The organism is Pseudomonas sp. I2, assembly GCF_040984075.1.
In the GTDB taxonomy this organism is placed as follows: Bacteria; Pseudomonadota; Gammaproteobacteria; order Pseudomonadales; family Pseudomonadaceae; genus Aquipseudomonas; species Aquipseudomonas guariconensis_B.
Genome location: NZ_JBCGFQ010000039.1, coordinates 1 through 18,566, shown reverse-complemented (window position 1 = coordinate 18,566; position 18,566 = coordinate 1). Strand labels below are relative to the sequence as shown.

22 protein-coding genes and 1 other RNA gene are annotated in these 18,566 nt (G+C 61.5%); 6 read left to right on the top strand and 17 right to left on the bottom strand.

The annotated features are described in order from the left end of the window. Position 1 precedes the first annotated feature (1 nt). From WCE05_RS18965 to WCE05_RS18890, 16 genes are all read right to left on the bottom strand, one after another. Positions 2-307 (bottom strand): putative holin, encoded by a 306-nt coding sequence (locus WCE05_RS18965; RefSeq protein WP_368816324.1) that lies wholly within the window; start codon positions 305-307, stop codon positions 2-4. 432 nt (positions 308-739) lie between these two features. Then, a complete protein-coding gene (locus WCE05_RS18960) occupies positions 740-1,192 on the bottom strand; it encodes a Mor transcription activator family protein (RefSeq protein WP_368816323.1) in 453 nt (150 codons plus the stop codon). Further along, entirely contained in the window at positions 1,189-1,590 is a 402-nt protein-coding gene (locus WCE05_RS18955; RefSeq protein WP_368816322.1) for a gp16 family protein, read from the bottom strand. Before WCE05_RS18955 ends, WCE05_RS18960 begins: the two co-directional genes overlap by 4 nt. Beyond that, positions 1,587-2,273 (bottom strand): DUF2786 domain-containing protein, encoded by a 687-nt coding sequence (locus tag WCE05_RS18950; protein ID WP_368816321.1) that lies wholly within the window; start codon positions 2,271-2,273, stop codon positions 1,587-1,589. The genes WCE05_RS18955 and WCE05_RS18950 overlap by 4 nt, the downstream gene beginning before the upstream one ends. Before the next feature lie 26 nt (positions 2,274-2,299). Further along, positions 2,300-2,710: a hypothetical protein gene (locus tag WCE05_RS18945; RefSeq protein WP_368816320.1), complete on the bottom strand. Its 411-nt coding sequence runs from the start codon at positions 2,708-2,710 to the stop codon at positions 2,300-2,302. Between the two features lie 5 nt (positions 2,711-2,715). Next, an RNA gene (locus WCE05_RS18940) (hammerhead ribozyme type II) lies at positions 2,716-2,788 on the bottom strand. Next, positions 2,787-3,020, bottom strand: coding sequence for a hypothetical protein (locus WCE05_RS18935; RefSeq protein ID WP_368816319.1), 234 nt, complete (start codon positions 3,018-3,020; stop codon positions 2,787-2,789). The genes WCE05_RS18940 and WCE05_RS18935 overlap by 2 nt, the downstream gene beginning before the upstream one ends. 40 nt (positions 3,021-3,060) lie before the next feature. After that, the gene (locus tag WCE05_RS18930; protein WP_368816318.1) at positions 3,061-3,699 is read right to left on the bottom strand and encodes a DUF3164 family protein; all 639 of its coding nucleotides are present in this window, start codon (positions 3,697-3,699) and stop codon (positions 3,061-3,063) included. Further along, positions 3,683-4,171 carry a hypothetical protein gene (locus WCE05_RS18925; protein WP_368816317.1) on the bottom strand — a complete coding sequence of 163 codons (489 nt, stop codon included), beginning with the start codon at positions 4,169-4,171 and terminating at the stop codon, positions 3,683-3,685. The genes WCE05_RS18930 and WCE05_RS18925 overlap by 17 nt, the downstream gene beginning before the upstream one ends. Then, positions 4,164-4,661, bottom strand: coding sequence for a hypothetical protein (locus WCE05_RS18920; protein WP_368816316.1), 498 nt, complete (start codon positions 4,659-4,661; stop codon positions 4,164-4,166). Before WCE05_RS18920 ends, WCE05_RS18925 begins: the two co-directional genes overlap by 8 nt. Continuing rightward, positions 4,661-5,167, bottom strand: a complete 507-nt coding sequence (locus WCE05_RS18915; protein ID WP_368816315.1) for a hypothetical protein — start codon at positions 5,165-5,167, stop codon at positions 4,661-4,663. The genes WCE05_RS18920 and WCE05_RS18915 overlap by 1 nt, the downstream gene beginning before the upstream one ends. Continuing rightward, on the bottom strand, positions 5,151-5,528 hold the full coding sequence (locus WCE05_RS18910) for a hypothetical protein (RefSeq protein WP_368816314.1): 378 nt from the start codon (positions 5,526-5,528) through the stop codon (positions 5,151-5,153). Before WCE05_RS18910 ends, WCE05_RS18915 begins: the two co-directional genes overlap by 17 nt. Then, entirely contained in the window at positions 5,525-6,301 is a 777-nt protein-coding gene (locus tag WCE05_RS18905; RefSeq protein WP_368816313.1) for a hypothetical protein, read from the bottom strand. Before WCE05_RS18905 ends, WCE05_RS18910 begins: the two co-directional genes overlap by 4 nt. Further along, positions 6,301-7,023, bottom strand: a complete 723-nt coding sequence (locus WCE05_RS18900; protein ID WP_368816312.1) for an AAA family ATPase — start codon at positions 7,021-7,023, stop codon at positions 6,301-6,303. The genes WCE05_RS18905 and WCE05_RS18900 overlap by 1 nt, the downstream gene beginning before the upstream one ends. Positions 7,024-7,086: 63 nt before the next feature. Next, positions 7,087-9,114, bottom strand: a complete 2,028-nt coding sequence (locus WCE05_RS18895) for a DNA-binding protein (RefSeq protein WP_368816311.1) — start codon at positions 9,112-9,114, stop codon at positions 7,087-7,089. A 2-nt stretch (positions 9,115-9,116) separates the two neighbouring features. Beyond that, on the bottom strand, positions 9,117-9,458 hold the full coding sequence (locus tag WCE05_RS18890; protein ID WP_368816310.1) for a transcriptional regulator: 342 nt from the start codon (positions 9,456-9,458) through the stop codon (positions 9,117-9,119). Positions 9,459-9,615: 157 nt separating this feature from the next. Between WCE05_RS18890 and WCE05_RS18885 the strand changes: the two genes are divergently transcribed. Beyond that, positions 9,616-10,323 carry an XRE family transcriptional regulator gene (locus WCE05_RS18885; protein WP_368816309.1) on the top strand — a complete coding sequence of 236 codons (708 nt, stop codon included), beginning with the start codon at positions 9,616-9,618 and terminating at the stop codon, positions 10,321-10,323. Positions 10,324-10,832: 509 nt separating this feature from the next. Here the strand turns inward: WCE05_RS18885 and gap are convergent. Continuing rightward, the gene (gene gap, locus WCE05_RS18880) at positions 10,833-11,834 is read right to left on the bottom strand and encodes a type I glyceraldehyde-3-phosphate dehydrogenase (RefSeq protein WP_225787220.1); all 1,002 of its coding nucleotides are present in this window, start codon (positions 11,832-11,834) and stop codon (positions 10,833-10,835) included. A gap of 267 nt (positions 11,835-12,101) precedes the next feature. On the opposite strand from gap, the gene edd reads away from it, so the two are divergent. From edd to WCE05_RS18855, 5 genes are all read left to right on the top strand, one after another. Further along, positions 12,102-13,928: a phosphogluconate dehydratase gene (edd, locus tag WCE05_RS18875; RefSeq protein ID WP_368816308.1), complete on the top strand. Its 1,827-nt coding sequence runs from the start codon at positions 12,102-12,104 to the stop codon at positions 13,926-13,928. After that, positions 13,925-14,884 carry a glucokinase gene (locus WCE05_RS18870; RefSeq protein WP_225787222.1) on the top strand — a complete coding sequence of 320 codons (960 nt, stop codon included), beginning with the start codon at positions 13,925-13,927 and terminating at the stop codon, positions 14,882-14,884. The genes edd and WCE05_RS18870 overlap by 4 nt, the downstream gene beginning before the upstream one ends. Before the next feature lie 72 nt (positions 14,885-14,956). Further along, on the top strand, positions 14,957-15,682 hold the full coding sequence (gene gltR / locus WCE05_RS18865) for a two-component system response regulator GltR (RefSeq protein ID WP_225787223.1): 726 nt from the start codon (positions 14,957-14,959) through the stop codon (positions 15,680-15,682). After that, the gene (locus WCE05_RS18860; protein ID WP_368816307.1) at positions 15,663-17,117 is read left to right on the top strand and encodes an ATP-binding protein; all 1,455 of its coding nucleotides are present in this window, start codon (positions 15,663-15,665) and stop codon (positions 17,115-17,117) included. Before gltR ends, WCE05_RS18860 begins: the two co-directional genes overlap by 20 nt. Positions 17,118-17,248: 131 nt before the next feature. Beyond that, on the top strand, positions 17,249-18,511 hold the full coding sequence (locus WCE05_RS18855) for an ABC transporter substrate-binding protein (protein WP_253101986.1): 1,263 nt from the start codon (positions 17,249-17,251) through the stop codon (positions 18,509-18,511). Positions 18,512-18,566 lie beyond the last annotated feature (55 nt).

Sequence of the window (18,566 nt, the reverse complement as noted above, 5' to 3'; positions counted from 1 at the left end):
GTCAGAGCCCCAGCGTCAGGCCAAGGACGCAGGCCAGCACGATCAGCGCACGGCGGATGCCTGCCCATGGCTGGTGTGCTGCACGGACCTGATCCGGGCGCGCATACGGGAACAGCGCGCGGTCGATCCAGTAGGCCAGCACTGCGCCACCCGTGACCAATGCGGCCTTGTACAGAACGACCGCAATCTTGGATGGCGCGATGAGGTACAGCCCGATCAGCAGGCCGATGGTGATCAACGTCCAGAAGGTCAAGCGTGGTGCTCGATAAGGCCGCCGAAGACGCAGGCGGCCGGGAAGACGGCTCATTAATGAACCTCCTTGGTGGGTTTGAGGGCGGCACGGATATCGGCGATAGCGCTTGCGGCTACGCCTGGACCGTTCCGGCGTTGTGCCGGTGGGATGTAGCGACCTGGTTTTGGAGGGCGGGGCGGGGTTGACCTGTAGCGCTGGCCACCTTTGCAGGCGTCCAGGGCGACTTGCCGGCGATGAACAGCAACCCGTGAGATGACGTCGGTACGCCATTCGCTCGGGCAGTCGTCGATCATTCTTTGGCGCGTCTTCTCGCAGCGCTCGTCAATGACGCGCTGAGCGAATTCCGCTGAAGAGGTGGCGTGCTCAAGCATGTTCGAATCTGCCAGATGAATGGACCTGGCTAGGTTCGCCCGAGCAGCAAGGGCGCTGTATTTCCGGGGGCTTTAAGCAAAAAGCCCCGCAGAGCGGGGCTTGTTGAGGTGGCGGTCAGTGCAACCGCTTGGGCGCATCCTGATAACCGAATAGATCAGGCTCTTGCTGTCGATGCAGTGCGCGCTGTCGAGCAATGATGTCATAAACCGCCTGGCTCGACAGATCAAACTTTCGAGCCAGTGCGTCAGGCCGTACGTTCTTGTCCCGCCACTCGCGGAAGATCTCCGCGTCTCGCAGTGCCCGGCGTAATGTATCGCCACGCGGGATGTAGACGACAGCGCCGCCCATCGTCTGGCAGATTGCGTACACCACTGCGCGGGCGATCTTGGGTACATCGTCCGCTCTGTCCGGTAGCTCCTGGAACAGCTGGTTTTCGGCAAGGCTGGACATCTCGACAAGCGTACCCTGCCACCGAGCGAGCACCACAGCATCCTCCATGTGCGCCAGTACCTTGTCCGGGTCTAGCTTGTCGACCTCCCCACCGTCAAATAACTCTCCGTTGCTCATTGCCGCCTCCCGTGTCGTTTCGCGTCCTTGGCCAGAGCGGCGACGACGCCACCCAGTTGCTTGGCGTCAAGCCACTCCAGCCGTTCAACCTGGTACAGCCGCTTGGCCAGGCCATCGCCGTACTCCCACGGCCGGCCAGCCTCGGCCAGTTGAGCCTCGATCTTGCCGACCAGCTTTGCCTTGTCCGCAGCAGGTTTGGGCTTGCCCCGGCCTTGCTTCGACTTCCAGCCCAGTCGCTCAAACTCTTGCAGCACTTTCGCCACCTGAAGCGGGCTCAAGTCCTTGGCAGACGACTTGCCTGTAACCCGGTTCAACAGGGCACGGTAGGTGTCGTCATCAAGGCCGAGGTCTTTCTTGGCAATGTGGATCTTGCTGAGCTGTTGGTTGCGCCTGTTCATGAGGCCACCTGCGACAGCGCCAGTGGCGTCTCCGTGGTCATGCCGTGGTTGAGACGAACATCAGCCGCAGCCAGCAGGCCATGCAGGGCATCGTTTATGGCCCGTACGCCAGCCTTGCGGCGGGTGGTTGCATTGCGATCCCGAGGCTTCTGCTGCACCAGGTCGGGGTAGTGGTGCGCCAAGTACTGCTCAACGGCCGGGGAAAGCGTGGCGCCTGCGAATGCCGCCACCTGTTCATGCACGGCATGAACCCATGCCTCGCAGAACACATCAGCGCGCCGCACCTTGGTAGCCTGCTTGCACCGCTGGAGCTTGTTCAGCGTGAAGTCACGGCGCGCCTGGCGCACCTGGCGCAACAGCACCGTCATGGTGTAGCCGGCCAGTTCGGCCATCTCGCCGATGAAGTTCCAGCGCCCGACACCACCAGCAAAGATCACCTTGCAGGCGTAGGCCCTCGATACGGTATTGGCCAGTTGCGCCTCCCACTTCGCCGGTGTTTTCTTCGACCCGGCCACGGCGGTGCACTCCATCACATCGGCCATGTTCACATCGGCTTGGCCGATACCGTGCTTCTGCATCAGCGCTTTGGCCTGGCGCATCGCTGCCGCCGCCTCGTTGGGGTTGGCACTGGTGGCCAACCTCAGGCATTTCTTGATCTTGTCCAGGGCCTTGTTACGGTCCATGAGATTTCCTATCTGCGTGTCGCCGCTCAGTTCAGGCGCTCGATGCTGGTGTTGTTGGCTTGAAGGTGCTTCTTCAGCGAGTTGAAGCTCTTCCAGGTCCAGTCATAGGTGATCCACTTGCGAGCAGCGTCCTTGTCCGCTGCTCGCTTGCCGTACATTTTTCGCGTCCACTCCAGCTCTTTCTTTGAGTAAAGGCTGCGGGTGGTCTTACGATAGAAACGGCGCGTTTCTTCATGCTCGGTCGCTCCGGTTTCATGGTCGCAGCTCAGCCAGATGCCTTTGATTTCTCCATTCACGTAGACATTCGTGCCCCAGCTCTTCTTGTCTGGCTCAGTGATCTGCACCAGGTCCACCACGAAGTCATCGCACTTCAACTTCATGGCCCCGTAGGGGCTATCCATCTGCTCTCTCAGCTCATCCCAGTCAGCTTGTTGCATGTTGTCCTCGGCTGCTCGTCAGTACCCGGCCACCACGGCGGGCAGACCAACCCCGGCTAGGCCGGGGCGGTTTCGCTTAGTGGATGGTTGGCTTGAACAGCAGCAACTCGCGGTAGGCTTCACACACCTCGCAGTCGCAACCAGGTGTTGCGGATACGATGGGCATCGGGATGCGGTCGAGCAGTTTTGCGCCCTTCATCATGGCGCCCACGACGCGCCCAGCTGCGCTGCCGTGCATCTCGGCATGGTTATCAACGCTGATGGATACGCCGGTTTCGTTGTCTTCTACGGTGATCTGGAACTTAGCCATTCTTACTACTCACAGAAAATTGGTGGTGATTGCAGGCGAATCAGTGCACGGAGTGGGTTGGGGTCAGCGAAGCGCTGGCAATGTCGAGCGGGATCGGCACGTACTGCTCCGACTCACCGATCCGCTGGTACACGCGGATGTAGCTTTTGGAGCCGACGACCTGGACGGCGTCACCGATGGCCTCCATGGCGCGCTGCCACCGGGCATCTTTGATTTCCATACGACGCAGGGCGAGGACTCGGCCGGTGCTGATTTCGCCTTGCTTGTCGGCCCGGAACGCCTCGTTGACGATGGCGCGCACCTCGGATCGAGCGTCCTGGGTCCACTCGGTCAGGCACTCATCAATCAGGGCGCGGGCGGCTTGCAGGCGCTCGTCAAAGCGGATGTTGTCCTGAGCGGCCAGCACAACTTTGTATTGGCCATCGAACGACATCAGCGTGACGTTGCCTTTCTTGCCGCCGACCTTGGTCTTGTACTGCTCAGCCGACATGTCAACGAAGGCTTTGATGTCGCCAAAAGCAGCGGCCTTGAACGCGGCGAGCGTGGCCGATACCACCTGCGCCTTTGCCACCAGCTCAAGCACCAGGTCATTGCGTGCCATGTCGATTGGCTTAACCAGCTCCAGCGGAACCAGGTGGCCTTTGGCGTCTTTCAGAAAACCTTCAGGAACGTTGTTCATTTGTTGTGTTTCTCCGCATTTGTTGAGGTAGAGGCCTGCTTTGCAGCTCTTGCAGCAGCGCTTCAGCCTCTTGTTTGGCAGTGTCGAGCTGCCTGTCTGTTTTCTGAGCGGTGTTCGCTCGTGCGCCTCGCCTCATGCCGGAGATAATCCCGTCAAGGGCGGCGTTACCCGTCTTGATTTGTTCTTCGGTTCGCTTCGGCTTTGGCAGGGCCAAGGCTGGTGTCCGTGGCGGCAGCTCACGGAGGAGCCGAGCGGGTGCAGGCCATCGCTCGCACGTTGCAAAAAGCACCTCGAATGCTTTGCGGATTCGGGCTGCGTCGATGTGCTCTTCCCACTCTCTACCCTTCGTGAGCGCGACCAGCCATATATCGAGCGTTGAAGAAACAGTGTCTGCGGCCGGCGCTCCGTCCAGGCGCAGAGCAATCAAGCCCATCAGCCCCGACGCTACTTCACGCTCCAACCATTTACCCACGGGCGCGCGCCTCCAGCGCGGCGAGGGCCGCGTTCGTCTGACTGGGACTGCCTCGGCGAACAGAAAGGCTCCGGCTCGCCTCTGGTGCCAAAACCAGCGCAGCACCAGCCATACCTGGCTGGTATTGCGACATCACCTGGTACAACCAGCCGTGCCCCTTGAGTGGGGTCACAAGACGCCCTGACTCTCGCGCAGCCAGAGCTTGATCGATTGCCCAGCTCCAGCACTCAGGCGGTGCCTCGAACACCTGCCCGTTGCGCTCGATGCGCTGGGCCTGGAGGTCCGGCAACAACTCTGTGAGGAGTTTGGCCACACGATCCATGGTCAGCTCGCGGGTTTCAGGGCGGAACAGCCCCAGGTAGCGCACCAAGGCGTGACCGAGCGAGCCGGAGAGCTTGAACGCCACCCCCAGTGCTTCGCGGGCGCCGTCGTGTGCGATCAGCGCATCCAGCGAAAGCGTTGTTCCGCAGTTAGGGCAACGAGTGCGCATCAGTGCACCCCCGGCAGGATTGGGATTTCCCGAGCGCGGAAGTGGCTCGCGTGCACCGCCTTGCCCCCGAGTGGGTGGCCTTCTCGCCATTTCATCAACGCATCAGGCTCGGTGAGTTCGGGCTTGGGCTTGTGATAGTCCTGTAGCTCCAACAACAGCGCCTTGGCAGCCACCTCACCACATTTGGCAGCCACCGTGACCGGGGCGTACTTGGTCCCATTCCAGCAATACGCCTCGATCACCCATGCCGTTTCCCGTGTGCTAGACGCCACCACTGGGGATTCATCCACTACGGAACTAACGGTCGGCTTGGTAATCTGTTCGAATGCCAGTTTTTCGCCCGAACTTTCGCGAAGCTTAAAAAGAGCCCGCAACTCACCTGCTTTCGCCTGCGCCCGAGCAAGGGTAGCGGCGAAACCTACGCATTTTCCTTCTCGATACAGTCGCAGCATTCCTTTGGCCTGGGCGCGGATTTCTATCTGGCCATCTTTAATGCACAGAGTCATTTCGACCTCCAGAGCAGTTCGGGTTAAAAGGGCACTGCTGACAGGCACGCCAGTGCTGCATGGCGTGCGGGTTATGAGTGGGCGCCGGGCGCTGATAGAACCCTTGGCACTGCTCAACCGTCAGCGTGTCGCCGATAGCAACGCATTCGATACGACCTAGAACCTCCATCACTCGGCGCTCTACACCTGCGGTAGTCGGGCTTGGATACTTGTTATCGAGCACCAGACTGACCGCCGTGCGGCTCATGTTGATGCGGATTGCAGCTTGAGCGCGGCTTGTGGCCGTTACTTCTTTGGCCAGGAGCCGCACGAACAGCGGTGGCTCGGCTCCCCAGTTCGATAGGTTCACTTCCCTTTTCAATGCAGACCTCCAGACTCTCCAGTGGAAGCAAGTTCCAGTTGGGTGCGCTGCAAAAGATCAGCCGACGGCTTGATCACGTTGCCGCCTTGAGCCAACTCCAGCCACTCGTTAAGCAAGTCCCGAGTGCGAAGCAGCGCGACCCCTGGTTCAATAAGGCTGCGATCAGCACCAAACGAGCCGGTGGTTTTTGTGTAAACCAGCTTGCTCAAGTTCGGGTCATAAACTTGTAGCGAGTCGAGTTTTCGAATCTCTGGAGGACGAGGCCCTGTGTATTTACCTGGAACTAGTCGATAGATCTCTGGTTTCGCCAGGTCAACTTGGGTCTTTTCCAGATAGCCAGCTTCGGTCAGGGCGTTTAGGTATTGGCGAACCTTGATAACTGTCAAAGTGGCGCCACCAACGGACGCTGCTTGAGTCACGCCCTCGGCGGTAAGGTTGCCGTTCAGAATTCGGATAGTCCGCCAGATATTTTCGGTCGCAAGGTGGGCATAGGTACGCTCGCCCTTACCATTTAGACGTGGATGGTCTGCGCCCTCATCTTTGACAAGGGAGTAGACGCGGCCAACTTTCCCTGGTGGGGTGCCGATAACCTTGATGATTCCTGCTTTAACCAACGCTTTGAAATAGCGATTGATGTCGTCAGGCATCTGGCCGCTGCGCCTTGCAATGTCATTAATCGAGAAGGCAACCCCAAGGATTCGAATAGACTCCCAAATGCGTTGGCGAGGCTCTTTCGTACCAGTTACAACGAGATGCGCTTTGCGGCCGGCCATTACAAAGCCCTCCGTGCAGGAGCTTCGCCGGTAAACCAGCCGCGCTGCCCCCACTCAGCCAAATCAATGGCATCAAGCATCGCAGCAGAAGCCTCGGATTGAACGCGGTGAAGGTTCACTGCGACTCGGCGCAGGCACCCTTTAGTCGCCGTTCTGAGATCTTCCAAAAGATCATCGCCGAACGAAATCTCCGGATAGCTCGCTTGAGCAAGGTTTCGAATATCTTCGATGGTTGCCGCCTGCGCTGGAACCCACTCCAATACTCTGTTATGCAACCGTTCCAGCCGCTGAAGCGAGGACGGCACGCGCTCTTCACCAATGAGAACAATGGTGCCTTCGCTGGCGTTATAAATATCCGTCAAAACGTTGGCTGCAGCTTTGTCCAGTAGATATTGAACATCGTCGACAATCAGTGGGCGGCGCGAGGTGGACAACTGAACTGCGATTTGATCAACCATCTCCGAGAGAGTACGGCCGGGCAAAACGCTCATTTCCCTGAGCACAGCAGAAAGGAATGCTTTCTTGCTCCAGGTATCGCGGCATTCGGTGTAGTAGCAGCGGTGCTGGTTCGCAGCGAAGGCAGCCGCAAGGCTTTTCCCGTACCCGCTTGGGCCGTACATCGCGACGAGTCCAGGCAGATGAGTTGGGCGCGCTTGCGCACGACTCATAGCGCCTGACAGCAATCCGACATTTGTCAACGGAACGATTTTGGTTAAACTCACTGTGCTTCTCCTGTTGGTCTGGCGTGTTGCAGCACGCCGACTGCTTCCTACAACGGGCCGTTCTTAGCCCGCTTGCTGTTGAAATACCTGTTTCATCGCAACGAAGTCCGGGTGGTTTGGATAACGCTCATGCCACCTGGCTTCGTCTGCGGTGAGTCCCTCTCCAGCGGTCTTGCGCTGATCCAACCGAACCCACAGCCGATACCTCGCAACGTCGTCGCCTGGCACAACAAACTTGGGCTGTTGCAGTTCCAGCGCTTTCGCATACTCTCGCGCCTCTTCCAGCGCCTCAGTTGGCAAATTCGCAGACGGCACAATGGTGGGTGCTATCATTTCCACTCGGTGCCCTGTTAGCGTTTCCAGCTTGTTAACAGCCCTGCTGAATTGACCCTGCTGCCGCTTATCTCGCGCCATTTCAACCATTGAGCGCGGCATGTAATCCGTGCTGTTTCCGTCGAGCTGAGCGGCACCAATCAATTCGCCGTCTAACGTGTATGCCCAGACCTGGCTAGCATCTCTAACGTCGTAAGCCACGCGTATTTCTTGCCCATGTAAGGCCGTGAGATCTGCCATGAAGTAGTTGTTACCGGCCCAAGCAATTTCGCCTCGCCGCGTTGTTCTAGTAATCTGTGGGCGCATCAGTGACTCAACCAGTTCGCTTGACGCGCGCATTGGTTCCCACCCTTCGGCTATAGCCGATCTCCATGCCTCATCGGGAGTCATATGCCGCATCAGTCCGCTTTCAAGATCGCGAATCTTCGATAAACCTCGATGCGGGGTGCCGTTGTAGTCAGCGATTTCTTGTTCTAGGCCTGCCATGAACACGCCGAACTCTGGAATGAGCCGGGACCTGCCAGTCTCACGCAGTTGCTTGCGCCCGATGCGATGCACTTTTGTGCTCGCGTGCTTGTCCATGTCGGCGCCGATGTACGAGGTAAGTTTCTTTGCCGCGCGCACCCATATGGTTTGGTGGCCTCGCTCCGATAGCCCCCGTGCCTGGCTGTTGTATGGCAAAGAGTGGGTCATTGTTCCGCCGAGGCGGTCTACGACCTCACGCACCGTGTCGTTTGCAAAGCCCGACCCGTTGTCGACATAGAAGATGGAGAACATGCACTCACGTATGGCATCACGCAAAGCATCCAGTACGCCAATCGCCGATTCAGCCTCCCCAACCGAAACCCCAACTACGCGCCGCGTAGCCACATCCAGGACTGTTGTTATCTCGGGGCGATATGGTTTGCCGGTGACTGGATTAATGACTTCTGCGTCAAACTTGTGTCCATCAGCGGTGTACACATCGCCAGGGAATAGGTTCTTCGTGGAGCGCCGACGGAATGGTTTAAGTGCCTTGAGTTCTTGTGCACTCATACGGCCAACGTTCAAGGCTTCTGGCGACAGCTTTTTCAGGAAACGCTGAACAGCATGGATGCTTGGCAGATCGCCTTTCCAGGCACTTTTGAACTCTACATAGCTCGCGGCAACAGTTGGTTTTGTGGGGCGCTGGTAACAACGCAGGAAAGCCGCCAGCCAATCGGGTGTTTCTAGATTGGCGCGCTGACGCAAAGGTGCTAGCGAAGTTTCATCGCGTCCAGACGCGCGCCATACTGAAAGCCAGCGTTTAAGTGTTCGCTCCGACAAGCCCCGACCTTCTGTTGTCCGGTCATTTGCAACATCTACACACGCTTGTAAGTAGGGTGACAACAAACCTTGCTGCGCGTTCGTCACCATCGCTTGGATCGCTGCTTTTTGGGAGAAATGCGCAGAGACGCGTTCTATTTCTCGGCAAAATGCTAGGCGAGCGGACATCACCTTCCTTTGTTTATCCGTTAAGCGAGATGCTGCTTTGGGGGGGCTCGCTTCGGGCACGGCAACTTCCGTCCCCTCTGCAGAGACTCGGCCCGACACTGCCTTGGAGATGATTGCAGCCTGAGTTTTCGAGGGCAGCGAGGAATACGAATACTCAATAGCTTTGGTGCCTGAGCGACGTTGCCCTACCCATCCTTCCCGAACAGCCATCGCCCGCACATTTCGGTCAGTGCTCGGCATACCCGGCATGCCGGCAAGCTCCTGTGCAGTAAGCCACTTAAGCATGGCTAAATCTCCAGATCAGTTTTGCAGTGCGCATCTGCGGCGTAACCGCTATCCTCTAACGTCCGCTTCAGGCGATTTTTTTCCGCGCGATTTGGACGTTGCCTACGGGGCTTCCCATCCATATCCCAGCGATCCGGCCAGAGCAGTTGCGGAGTGGTGCCGAGACGGCTCGCGATTTCACGCTCGATTCGTGGATAAGGTGCGTGCTTAACCGCCCGTATGGCGCGGTCTGTAACGCCGATTTGCCGCGCTAGCTCTGCTGGCGAGCAACCTCGAACCCGAAGCTGAAATTTGATCCATTCCCAGCGAGCTTCTACGTCGCGAGGCAGGTCAGTTATGTCCATGGGTCTATCCGTTTTTATGAGTGAGTTTTTAGGCTGTCTAACTGCCTGTTGCGGATATGATTGCGCGAAAAAACGAGCAGGTCAATCGGATAAAAGCGCATCCGATTCTTTTTTCTGAGCATTGTGCGCGTAAATTTGAGTGAGCCCAGTAAAATCAATGACTTACAGACTATCGGACGAATCGGATGACCCGAAAAACGAGCATCCGATTCTGGCCAATGGAATCGGACGTTTCAGGGAAAGGCTTAAAGAGGCCATGAAAGGGGCCGGTGCGCGCGGATTTGCACGCGATTGCGGGTTGTCTGAAGGAGCAATACGCAGTTATCTGAGTGGGGAGACCTATCCAACCCTTGACCGACTCACCCAAATTGCGAACGCCTCAGGCGTTGACGCCGTCTGGCTTGCTTTCGGCGCGATGGATACTGATGTTCAAGACTCCTCCGAGGACCGATACGCTTACATCCCGCTGTATGACGCACGCATCAGCCAAGGACATGGCGCGTGGCTTGAAGGGGCGCGAATTCTTACAATGCTGGCCTTCACCAGGCACAGCTTGCGCCGGAAAGGGCTTGAGCCTAGCCAGTTGGCCGCTGTGAGAGTAGATGGGGACTCGAACGAGCCCGTGCTTAGTGATGGCGATACGGTTATGGTCGATTTAAGCCGGAATACGCTTCAAGGCGAGGCTTTTTATGTGATCCGCCTGGATGACCTGCTTTACGCAAAGCGGCTACAGCGCCAGATTGACGGGGGAGTAGACATTATTAGTTCGAATCCGGCTTACGCGACAATCAAGGTTAGGCCTGATCAGATGGACAGCTTTCACGTCGTGGGTCGGATAGTGTGGGCGGGTGGCTGGATGATCTAAACAGCGGTTCAGTTTCGTTTTGGTGCGCCCTCTATAGGCAGGACGTATGTCTGGAGCCCTCTAAAATCAAGGGCTCCAGCTGGATACCACAAAAGAACTGGGCGTTCGTTTGCTTTATCAGCTGAAACGAACGGGATGTGAGTCATCGTGGCAGTTTCAGCTCCCGCTTCTAGGGCGCTTCAGGGATAGCAACGCCGGCTGCGGTCGGTGCCAAACATCCCGCTCGAAAACAGTTCTTTAACTCAAATTTCCTAAAATTGGTCGTTTTTCAATCACGCCCTATTTGGCACCGACGATTCGTCTAGACCTCCCGTTTTTCCTGGCTTTTCCAGCTTCTTCCCGCTTCTTCCCACTGTTTCCTTTAGTGCCAAACACAACACCTCCTCACACGTCGCTTTCCCAATGCCGGTGAGTCAAGGCCTCAACGGCCATTTGGGGCCGCTTCGCGCCCCATCGCCGGCTTGCCGGCGATGGGCTGCAAAGCAGCCCTGCCCATACCCCGCCAGCGATCAGCGGGCGTTGCACAGCGCCAGGCAGTTGTCCAGCATGCGGTTGGAGAAGCCCCATTCGTTGTCGTACCAGGCCAATACCTTGAGCATCCGACCGTTGGCCCGGGTATGGTTGGCATCGAAGATCGACGACAGCGGGTTGTGGTTGAAATCGCACGACACCAGCGGCAGGGCGTTGTAGCCCAGCACCCGGGAATGCCGGCTGGCCTCGAGGAACAAGCTGTTGACTTCCTCGGCGCTGGCCTCGCGCTTGAGGTTGACGGTCAGGTCCACCAGCGACACGTTGATCACCGGTACCCTGACCGCCATGCCAGTGAGCTTGCCGGCCAGTTCCGGCAGCACCAGGCCCACGGCCTCGGCGGCGCCGGTCTTGCTCGGGATCATCGACTGGGTCGCCGAACGTGCACGGTACGGATCGCCGTGATAGACATCGGTGAGCACCTGGTCGTTGGTGTAGGCATGGATGGTGGTCATCAGGCCCTGCTCGATGCCGAACTCGCGGTGCAGCACCTGGGCGATCGGCGCCAGGCAGTTGGTGGTGCAGGAAGCATTGGAAATGACCTGGTGCGAGGCGCGCAGGATATCGTGGTTGACCCCATACACCACCGTGGCATCGGCGCCCTTGGCCGGTGCCGAGACGATCACCTTGCCGGCTCCGGCGGCCAGGTGAGCGGCGGCCTTGGCGCGCTCGGTGAACAGCCCGGTGCATTCGAACACCACGTCCACCGCCTCGGCTTTCCACGGCAGCTCCGCCGGGTTGCGGATGGCACTGACGGCGATACGGTCGCCATTGACCGTCAGGCTCTCGTGATCGGCCTGGACATCGGCCTCGAAGATCCCATGCACGCTGTCGTACTTGAGCAGGTGGGCGTTCATGGCGCTGTCACCCAGGTCGTTGATGGCGACGACCTGCAGGTCCTGGCGGTAGCCTTGGGTATAGAGTGCGCGCAGGACGTTGCGTCCGATGCGGCCGAATCCATTGATGGCGATGCGAAGGGTCATGGCACTACCTCTGGCGGTCCGGGTGAAGCCTGTGGCAAAAAGAGCAGCTTCACTGAAACGGTTTTGTTGTTGGAATTACAAGATTATTCACTGACAGATAGAAAACAAGCCTTTTTGATGGCAGTATTTTGTTTAAACCTACAACGAGTGGTTGGGCCAGCCTTCCCTCGATTGCCTCAGGCACCTTTTCCTTGAGCCTAGGTCGCAATCGTTTGAAGGGGAAATGCCCTGTGAGACCACCCCCACTGTTAGCCTGGAGTCCAGTACATGCATCCGCGCATCCTTGAGGTCACCGAACGGTTGGTCGAACGCAGCCGTCCCACCCGTGAACGCTACCTGGAGCTGATTCGCGGCGCTGCCAGCGACGGACCGATGCGCGCCGGCCTGCAGTGCGCCAACTTCGCCCACGGCGTGGCCGGCTGCGGCACCCAGGACAAGCAGGCCCTGCGGATGATGAACGCCGCCAACGTGGCCATCGTCTCGGCCTACAACGACATGCTCTCGGCCCACCAGCCGTACCTGCACTTCCCCGAACTGATCAAGCAGGCCCTGCGCGAGATCGGTTCGGTCGGCCAGTTCGCCGGTGGCGTGCCGGCCATGTGCGATGGCGTGACCCAGGGCGAGCCGGGCATGGAGCTGGCCATCGCCAGCCGCGAAGTGATCGCCATGTCCACCGCCGTCGCCCTGTCGCACAACATGTTCGACGCCGCGCTGATGCTGGGCATCTGCGACAAGATCGTCCCCGGCCTGATGATGGGGGCGCTGCGCTTCGGTCACCTGCCGACCATCTTCGTCCCTGGCGGGCCGATGCCCTCGGGGATCTCCAACAAGCAGAAGGCCGACGTGCGCCAGCGCTACGCCGAGGGCAAGGCCAGCCGCGAGGAACTGCTCGAGTCGGAGATGAAGTCCTACCACAGCCCCGGCACCTGCACCTTCTACGGCACCGCCAACACCAACCAGCTGGTCATGGAAGTGATGGGCCTGCACCTGCCGGGCGCCTCGTTCGTCAACCCTTACACGCCGCTGCGCGATGCCCTGACCGCCGAGGCGGCGCAGCAGGTCACGCGCATGACCAAGGCCAGCGGCAGCTTCATGCCCCTGGGCGAGATCGTCGACGAGAAGGCGTTGGTCAACGCCATCGTCGCCCTGCATGCCACCGGTGGTTCGACCAACCACACCCTGCACATCCCGGCGATCGCCCAGGCCGCCGGCATCCAGCTGACCTGGCAGGACATGGCGGACCTCTCCGAGGTGGTGCCGACCCTGTCCCACGTCTATCCCAACGGCAAGGCCGACATCAACCACTTCCAGGCCGCCGGCGGCATGGCCTTCCTGATCCGCGAACTGCTCGACGCCGGGCTCCTGCACGAGGACGTCAACACCGTGGCCGGCCATGGCCTGCGCCGCTATACCCAGGAGCCGTTTCTCGAGGACGGCAAGCTGGTCTGGCGCGAAGGGCCGGCGCAAAGCCTCGACGAGAACATCCTGCGGCCGGTGGCCCGGCCGTTCTCGGCCGAAGGTGGCCTGCGGGTGATGGCGGGCAACCTGGGCCGTGGGGTCATGAAGGTTTCCGCCGTGGCGCCCGAGCATCAGGTGGTGCAGGCGCCGGCGCGGGTGTTCCACGACCAGCAGTCCCTGGCCGATGCCTTCAAGGCCGGGGAGCTGGAGCGCGACTTCGTCGCCGTGGTGCGTTTCCAGGGGCCACGCTGCAACGGCATGCCCGAGCTGCACAAGCTGACGCCGTTCCTCGGCGTGCTGCAGGACCGTGGCTACAAGGTGGCGCTGGTCACCGACGGGCGTATGTCTGGCGCCTCGGGCAAGATCCCGGCGGCCATCCATGTCTGCCCGGAAGCCTATGACGGCGGCCCGCTGGCACGGGTGCGCGATGGTGATATCGTGCGGGTCGACGGTGTCGAAGGCACGCTGCAGGTCATGGTACCGGCCGAGGAAATGGCCACCCGCGAGTTGCCCGAGCCACCCCGGGGCAACGATCTGGGCTGTGGCCGCGAGCTGTTCGGCTTCATGCGCATGGCGTTCAGCCCGGCCGAGCAGGGCGCCAGCGCCTTCACCTCGGCCCTGGAGAACCTCAAATGAAGGCCTTGCTGGTCGGTGACATCGGCGGCACCAATGCCCGTTTCGCCCTGTGGCGCGACAACCGGCTGCATGCCGTGCAGGTGCTGGCGACTGCCGACTACACCCGCCCCGAACAGGCCATCGAGGCCTACCTTGCCGAGCAGGGCATCGGCCGTGGCGCTCTGGCGGCGGTGTGCCTGGCGGTGGCCGGGCCGGTGGATGGCGACGAGTTCCGCTTCACCAACAACCACTGGCGCTTGAGCCGCCGTGCCTTCTGCCAGGCGCTGCAGGTCGAGCGCTTGCTGTTGCTCAACGATTTTTCCGCCATGGCCCTGGGCATGACCCGCCTGCAGGACGGCGAATACCGCCAGGTCTGCCCGGGCGAGGCGGACCCTGCGCGTCCGGCGCTGGTCATCGGCCCTGGTACCGGCCTGGGCGTGGGCACCCTGTTGCGCCTGGATGAACAGCGCTGGCTGGCGCTGCCGGGGGAGGGCGGGCACGTCGACCTGCCGGTGGGCAATACCCGCGAGGCGGCGATCCACCAGCAGATCCACCGGCAGATCGGCCATGTCAGCGCCGAGACCGTGCTCAGTGGTGGCGGCCTGGTGCGCCTGTACCAGGCCATCTGCGCCCTGGACGGCGATACGCCACGGCACAAGACCCCGGCGCAGATCACCGATGCCGCCCTGGGCGGCGAGCCACGGGCGATGGCGGTGATCGAGCAGTTCTGCCGCTTTCTTGGCCGGGTGGCGGGCAACAATGTGCTCACCCTCGGGGCGCGGGGCGGGGTCTATATCGTCGGCGGCGTGATCCCGCGCTTTGCCGAGCTGTTCCTGCACAGCGGGTTCGCTGCAAGCTTTGCCGACAAGGGCTGCATGAGCGGGTATTTCGAAGGGCTGCCGGTATGGCTGGTGACGGCGGAGTTCTCCGGGTTGCTCGGTGCCGGGGTGGCGTTGCAGCAGGCATTGCAGGACTGATTCAAGCGGGCTGCACAGCAGCCCCGACAACAGCGGGCATGAAGACCCGCGCCAACCAGAGGATGGGACGTTGTGAGCACTGCCGGAAAATCGATCCTGATGGTCGACGACGACCAGGAGATCCGTGAACTGCTGCAAACCTACCTGAGCCGGGCCGGCTTCCAGGTCCACGCCGCGGCCGATGGCCAGGGCTTTCGCCAGGCACTGGACAGCCAGCCTTGCGACCTGGTGATCCTCGACGTGATGCTGCCCGACGAGGACGGCTTCAGCCTGTGCCGCTGGGTGCGCCAGCACCCGCGCCAGGCACGGGTGCCGATCATCATGCTGACCGCCAGTTCCGACGAGACCGACCGGGTCATCGGCCTGGAGCTGGGGGCCGACGACTACCTCGGCAAACCCTTCAGCCCCCGCGAGCTGCAGGCGCGGATCAAGGCCCTGTTGCGTCGTACCGAATTCGCCCAGGCCGCGCCGGCCGGTGCCGTGCTGGCCTTCGACGACTGGCGCCTGGACACCATCAGCCATCGCCTGTTCCACCGTGATGGCGAGGAGGTGATCCTCTCCGGCGCCGACTTCGCCCTGCTCAAGCTGTTCCTCGACCATCCGCAGCAGATCCTCGACCGCGACACCATCGGCAATGCCACCCGCGGCCGCGAGCCGATGCCCCTGGATCGCATCGTCGACATGGCGGTCAGCCGCCTGCGCCAGCGGCTGCGCGACACCGACAAGCCACCACGCCTGATCCGCACCGTGCGCGGCAGCGGCTACCTGCTGGCGGCCCATGTCTGCGCGGCCTGCTGAACGGCGCTGGCGCCTGCTGCCGCGCTCGCTGCTCGGGCGCATGCTGCTGCTGACCCTGCTGGTGGTCCTGCTGGCGCAAGGGCTGTCGAGCCTGATCTGGGTGTCGCAGCTGCGTGCCAGCCAGTTGCAGGGCCTGCAGGCCAGCGCCCGCAGCCTGGCCCACTCCATGAGCGCGAGTGTCAGTTACTTCCGCTCGTTGCCGGTGGCCTACCGGCCGATGATCCTCGACCAGTTGCGCAGCATGGGCGGGACGCGCTTCTTCGTCTCGCTCAACGAAAAGCCCCTGGACATGCCGCTGCTGCCGGTCACGCCGCGCAAGCGGGCGGTGATCGAGGTCTTCCAGGAGGTGTTGCACGAGCGCCTCGGTCAGCAGGTGGAGATCAGCGTGGCGTTCGTCAGCCCCCAGGAGCTGCGCATCTTCAACAGCGGCCTGAGGCTCGACGAGTTGCCGCGCTCCTGGGCGCACTACTCGCTGACCCTGGAGCCGCTCAACCCGCCGGTGCTGGTGACGCAGATCCGCCTGGACGAGGGCGAGTGGCTGTACATCGCCTCGTTGCTGCCGGAGCCCTACACGGGCCTGGAGGCCGAGCGGCTGCCACGCCAGCAGATCGGCTTCATCGCCCTGACCACGGCCTTGCTGCTGCTGTTCATCGGCCTGCTGGTGCATTGGCAGAGCCGCCCGCTCAAGCGCCTGGCGCGGGCGGCGCGGGAGATGTCGCTGGGGGCGGACGTGGCGCCGGTGACCGAAGGCGGTGGCAGCGAGGTGGCCGACGTGGGGCGCGCTTTCAACAGCATGCGTGAGCGCATCAGTCGCTACCTGACCGAGCGCAGCCAGTTGTTCAGCGCCATCTCCCACGACCTGCGCACGCCGATCACGCGCCTGCGCCTGCGGGTCGAGCTGCTCGACGACGAGCGGATGCAGGCCAAGTTCAGCCGCGACCTCGACGAGCTGGAGCTGCTGGTCAAGGGCGCGCTGCAGTGCGTGAAGGACACCGACATCCACGAGAACATCGAGCCGATCGACCTCAACCAGGTCCTGGAGATCCTCGCCGAGCCCTACCTGGGCGATGGCCGCATCACCGTCGAGGGCCGCGCCCTGGCGCCTTATCCGGGCAAGCCGCTGGCCTTGCGCCGTTGCATCGGCAACCTGATCGACAACGCCATCAAGTACGGCGAGCGGGCGCACCTGCGCATCCTCGACAGCGCCACCGGGTTCGTCCTGCAAGTGGACGACCAGGGGCCCGGGGTGCCTGAGCAGCGCCTGGAGCAGGTGTTCGAGCCGCATTTTCGCCTGGCCGGGCAGCAGCAGGGCTACGGTCTGGGGTTGGGGATCGCGCGCAACATCGCCCACAGCCACGGTGGCGAGGTGAGCCTGCTGAACCTGCGCCAGGGTGGCCTGCGGGTCACCTTGAGCTTGCCGCGCACGGCCGACTGAGCGGCGAATGTCACGGTTCGGTGACATTCGCGCATCCCTTCGTTACCTGGCGGCGCCGGTGTGCTGGTTAGACTTCGGGGCAAGCGCAAGCCTCAGCTTGCACCTGCATAACAACAAGAAAGGTTTTCACGATGAATGCGATCACCCGTCTCGCCGCTGTCGTTTCCCTCGCTTCGCTCATGCCCCTTTCTGCCATCGCTGCCAACAACGGCACCGTCGAAGTCCTGCACTGGTGGACCTCGGGCGGTGAAGCCGCGGCGGTCAAGACCCTCAAGGAGCAGATCGAGCAGGACGGCTTCACCTGGAAGGACAATGCCGTGGCCGGTGGCGGTGGTGCCGCGGCCATGACCGTGCTCAAGAGCCGCGCCGTGGCGGGCAACCCGCCGGCCGCCGCGCAGATCAAGGGGCCGGACATCCAGGAATGGGGCGCCCTGGGCCTGCTCACCGAGCTGGACGAGGTGGCCGAGGCCAACCAGTGGGATCAACTGCTGCCGGCCAAGCTGACCCACATCTGGAAATACGACGACCACTACGTCGCGGTGCCGGTGAACATCCACCGGGTGAACTGGCTGTGGGTCAACCCGCAGGTGTTCGACAAGGCCGGCGCCAAGGTGCCGACCACCCTGGACGAGCTGTTCGCCGCCGCCGACAAGCTCAAGGCCGCCGGCTTCCAGCCCCTGGCCCATGGCGGTCAGCCATGGCAGGACAGCACCGTGTTCGAGAGCCTGGTGCTGAGCATCCTCGGCCCCGAGGGTTACCACAAGGCGTTCGTCGAGCTGGACCCGCAGACCCTCACCGGCGACAAGATGGTCGAGACCTTCAAGGTCCTGCAGCGCCTGGGTAGCTACATGGACCCCAACCGCGCCGGCCGCGACTGGAACATCGCCGCCGCCGAGGTCATCAACGGCAAGGCCGGCATGCAGATCATGGGCGACTGGGCCAAGAGCGAATGGACCGCAGCCCACAAGGTCGCCGGCAAGGACTACCAGTGCGTGCCGTTCCCAGGCACCCAGGGCAGTTTCACCTACAACATCGACTCCCTGGCGATGTTCAAGCTCAAGGACGACAACGACATCAAGGCCCAGGCCGACCTGGCCAAGGTCGCCCTGGAACCGGCCTTCCAGACCGCCTTCAACCAGGCCAAGGGCTCGCTGCCGGTGCGCCAGGGCATGGACATGAGCCCGTTCGACGCCTGCACCCAGCAGTCGCAGAAGGACTTCCAGGAGGCCGGAAAAGGCGAAGGCCTGCAGCCGAGCATGGCGCACAACATGGCCTCGTCGCTGGCGGTGCAGGGGGCCATCTTCGACGTGGTCACCAACTTCCTCAACGACCCCAAGGCCGATCCGGCCAAGGCGGCCCGGCAACTGGGTGCGGCGATCAAGGCGGCCCAGTAAGGCGGGGTGTCAGTTCTGGCCTATTCGCGCCGAACCGCCGCGAATAGGCCAGAAC

Bases quoted from the DNA above. Each gene is read 5' to 3' on its own strand.
- WCE05_RS18945 (WP_368816320.1), bottom strand. From the start codon at position 2,710: ATGCAACAAGCTGACTGGGATGAGCTGAGAGAGCAGATGGATAGCCCC.
- WCE05_RS18965 (WP_368816324.1), bottom strand. From the start codon at position 307: ATGAGCCGTCTTCCCGGCCGCCTGCGTCTTCGGCGGCCTTATCGAGCA.
- WCE05_RS18960 (WP_368816323.1), bottom strand. From the start codon at position 1,192: ATGAGCAACGGAGAGTTATTTGACGGTGGGGAGGTCGACAAGCTAGAC.
- WCE05_RS18955 (WP_368816322.1), bottom strand. From the start codon at position 1,590: ATGAACAGGCGCAACCAACAGCTCAGCAAGATCCACATTGCCAAGAAA.
- WCE05_RS18950 (WP_368816321.1), bottom strand. From the start codon at position 2,273: ATGGACCGTAACAAGGCCCTGGACAAGATCAAGAAATGCCTGAGGTTG.
- WCE05_RS18930 (WP_368816318.1), bottom strand. From the start codon at position 3,699: ATGAACAACGTTCCTGAAGGTTTTCTGAAAGACGCCAAAGGCCACCTG.
- WCE05_RS18860 (WP_368816307.1), top strand. From the start codon at position 15,663: ATGTCTGCGCGGCCTGCTGAACGGCGCTGGCGCCTGCTGCCGCGCTCG.
- WCE05_RS18920 (WP_368816316.1), bottom strand. From the start codon at position 4,661: ATGCGCACTCGTTGCCCTAACTGCGGAACAACGCTTTCGCTGGATGCG.
- WCE05_RS18870 (WP_225787222.1), top strand. From the start codon at position 13,925: ATGAAGGCCTTGCTGGTCGGTGACATCGGCGGCACCAATGCCCGTTTC.
- gap (WP_225787220.1), bottom strand. From the start codon at position 11,834: ATGACCCTTCGCATCGCCATCAATGGATTCGGCCGCATCGGACGCAAC.
- edd (WP_368816308.1), top strand. From the start codon at position 12,102: ATGCATCCGCGCATCCTTGAGGTCACCGAACGGTTGGTCGAACGCAGC.
- WCE05_RS18905 (WP_368816313.1), bottom strand. From the start codon at position 6,301: ATGGCCGGCCGCAAAGCGCATCTCGTTGTAACTGGTACGAAAGAGCCT.
- WCE05_RS18890 (WP_368816310.1), bottom strand. From the start codon at position 9,458: ATGGACATAACTGACCTGCCTCGCGACGTAGAAGCTCGCTGGGAATGG.
- WCE05_RS18935 (WP_368816319.1), bottom strand. From the start codon at position 3,020: ATGGCTAAGTTCCAGATCACCGTAGAAGACAACGAAACCGGCGTATCC.
- WCE05_RS18855 (WP_253101986.1), top strand. From the start codon at position 17,249: ATGAATGCGATCACCCGTCTCGCCGCTGTCGTTTCCCTCGCTTCGCTC.
- WCE05_RS18915 (WP_368816315.1), bottom strand. From the start codon at position 5,167: ATGACTCTGTGCATTAAAGATGGCCAGATAGAAATCCGCGCCCAGGCC.
- WCE05_RS18895 (WP_368816311.1), bottom strand. From the start codon at position 9,114: ATGCTTAAGTGGCTTACTGCACAGGAGCTTGCCGGCATGCCGGGTATG.
- WCE05_RS18885 (WP_368816309.1), top strand. From the start codon at position 9,616: ATGACTTACAGACTATCGGACGAATCGGATGACCCGAAAAACGAGCAT.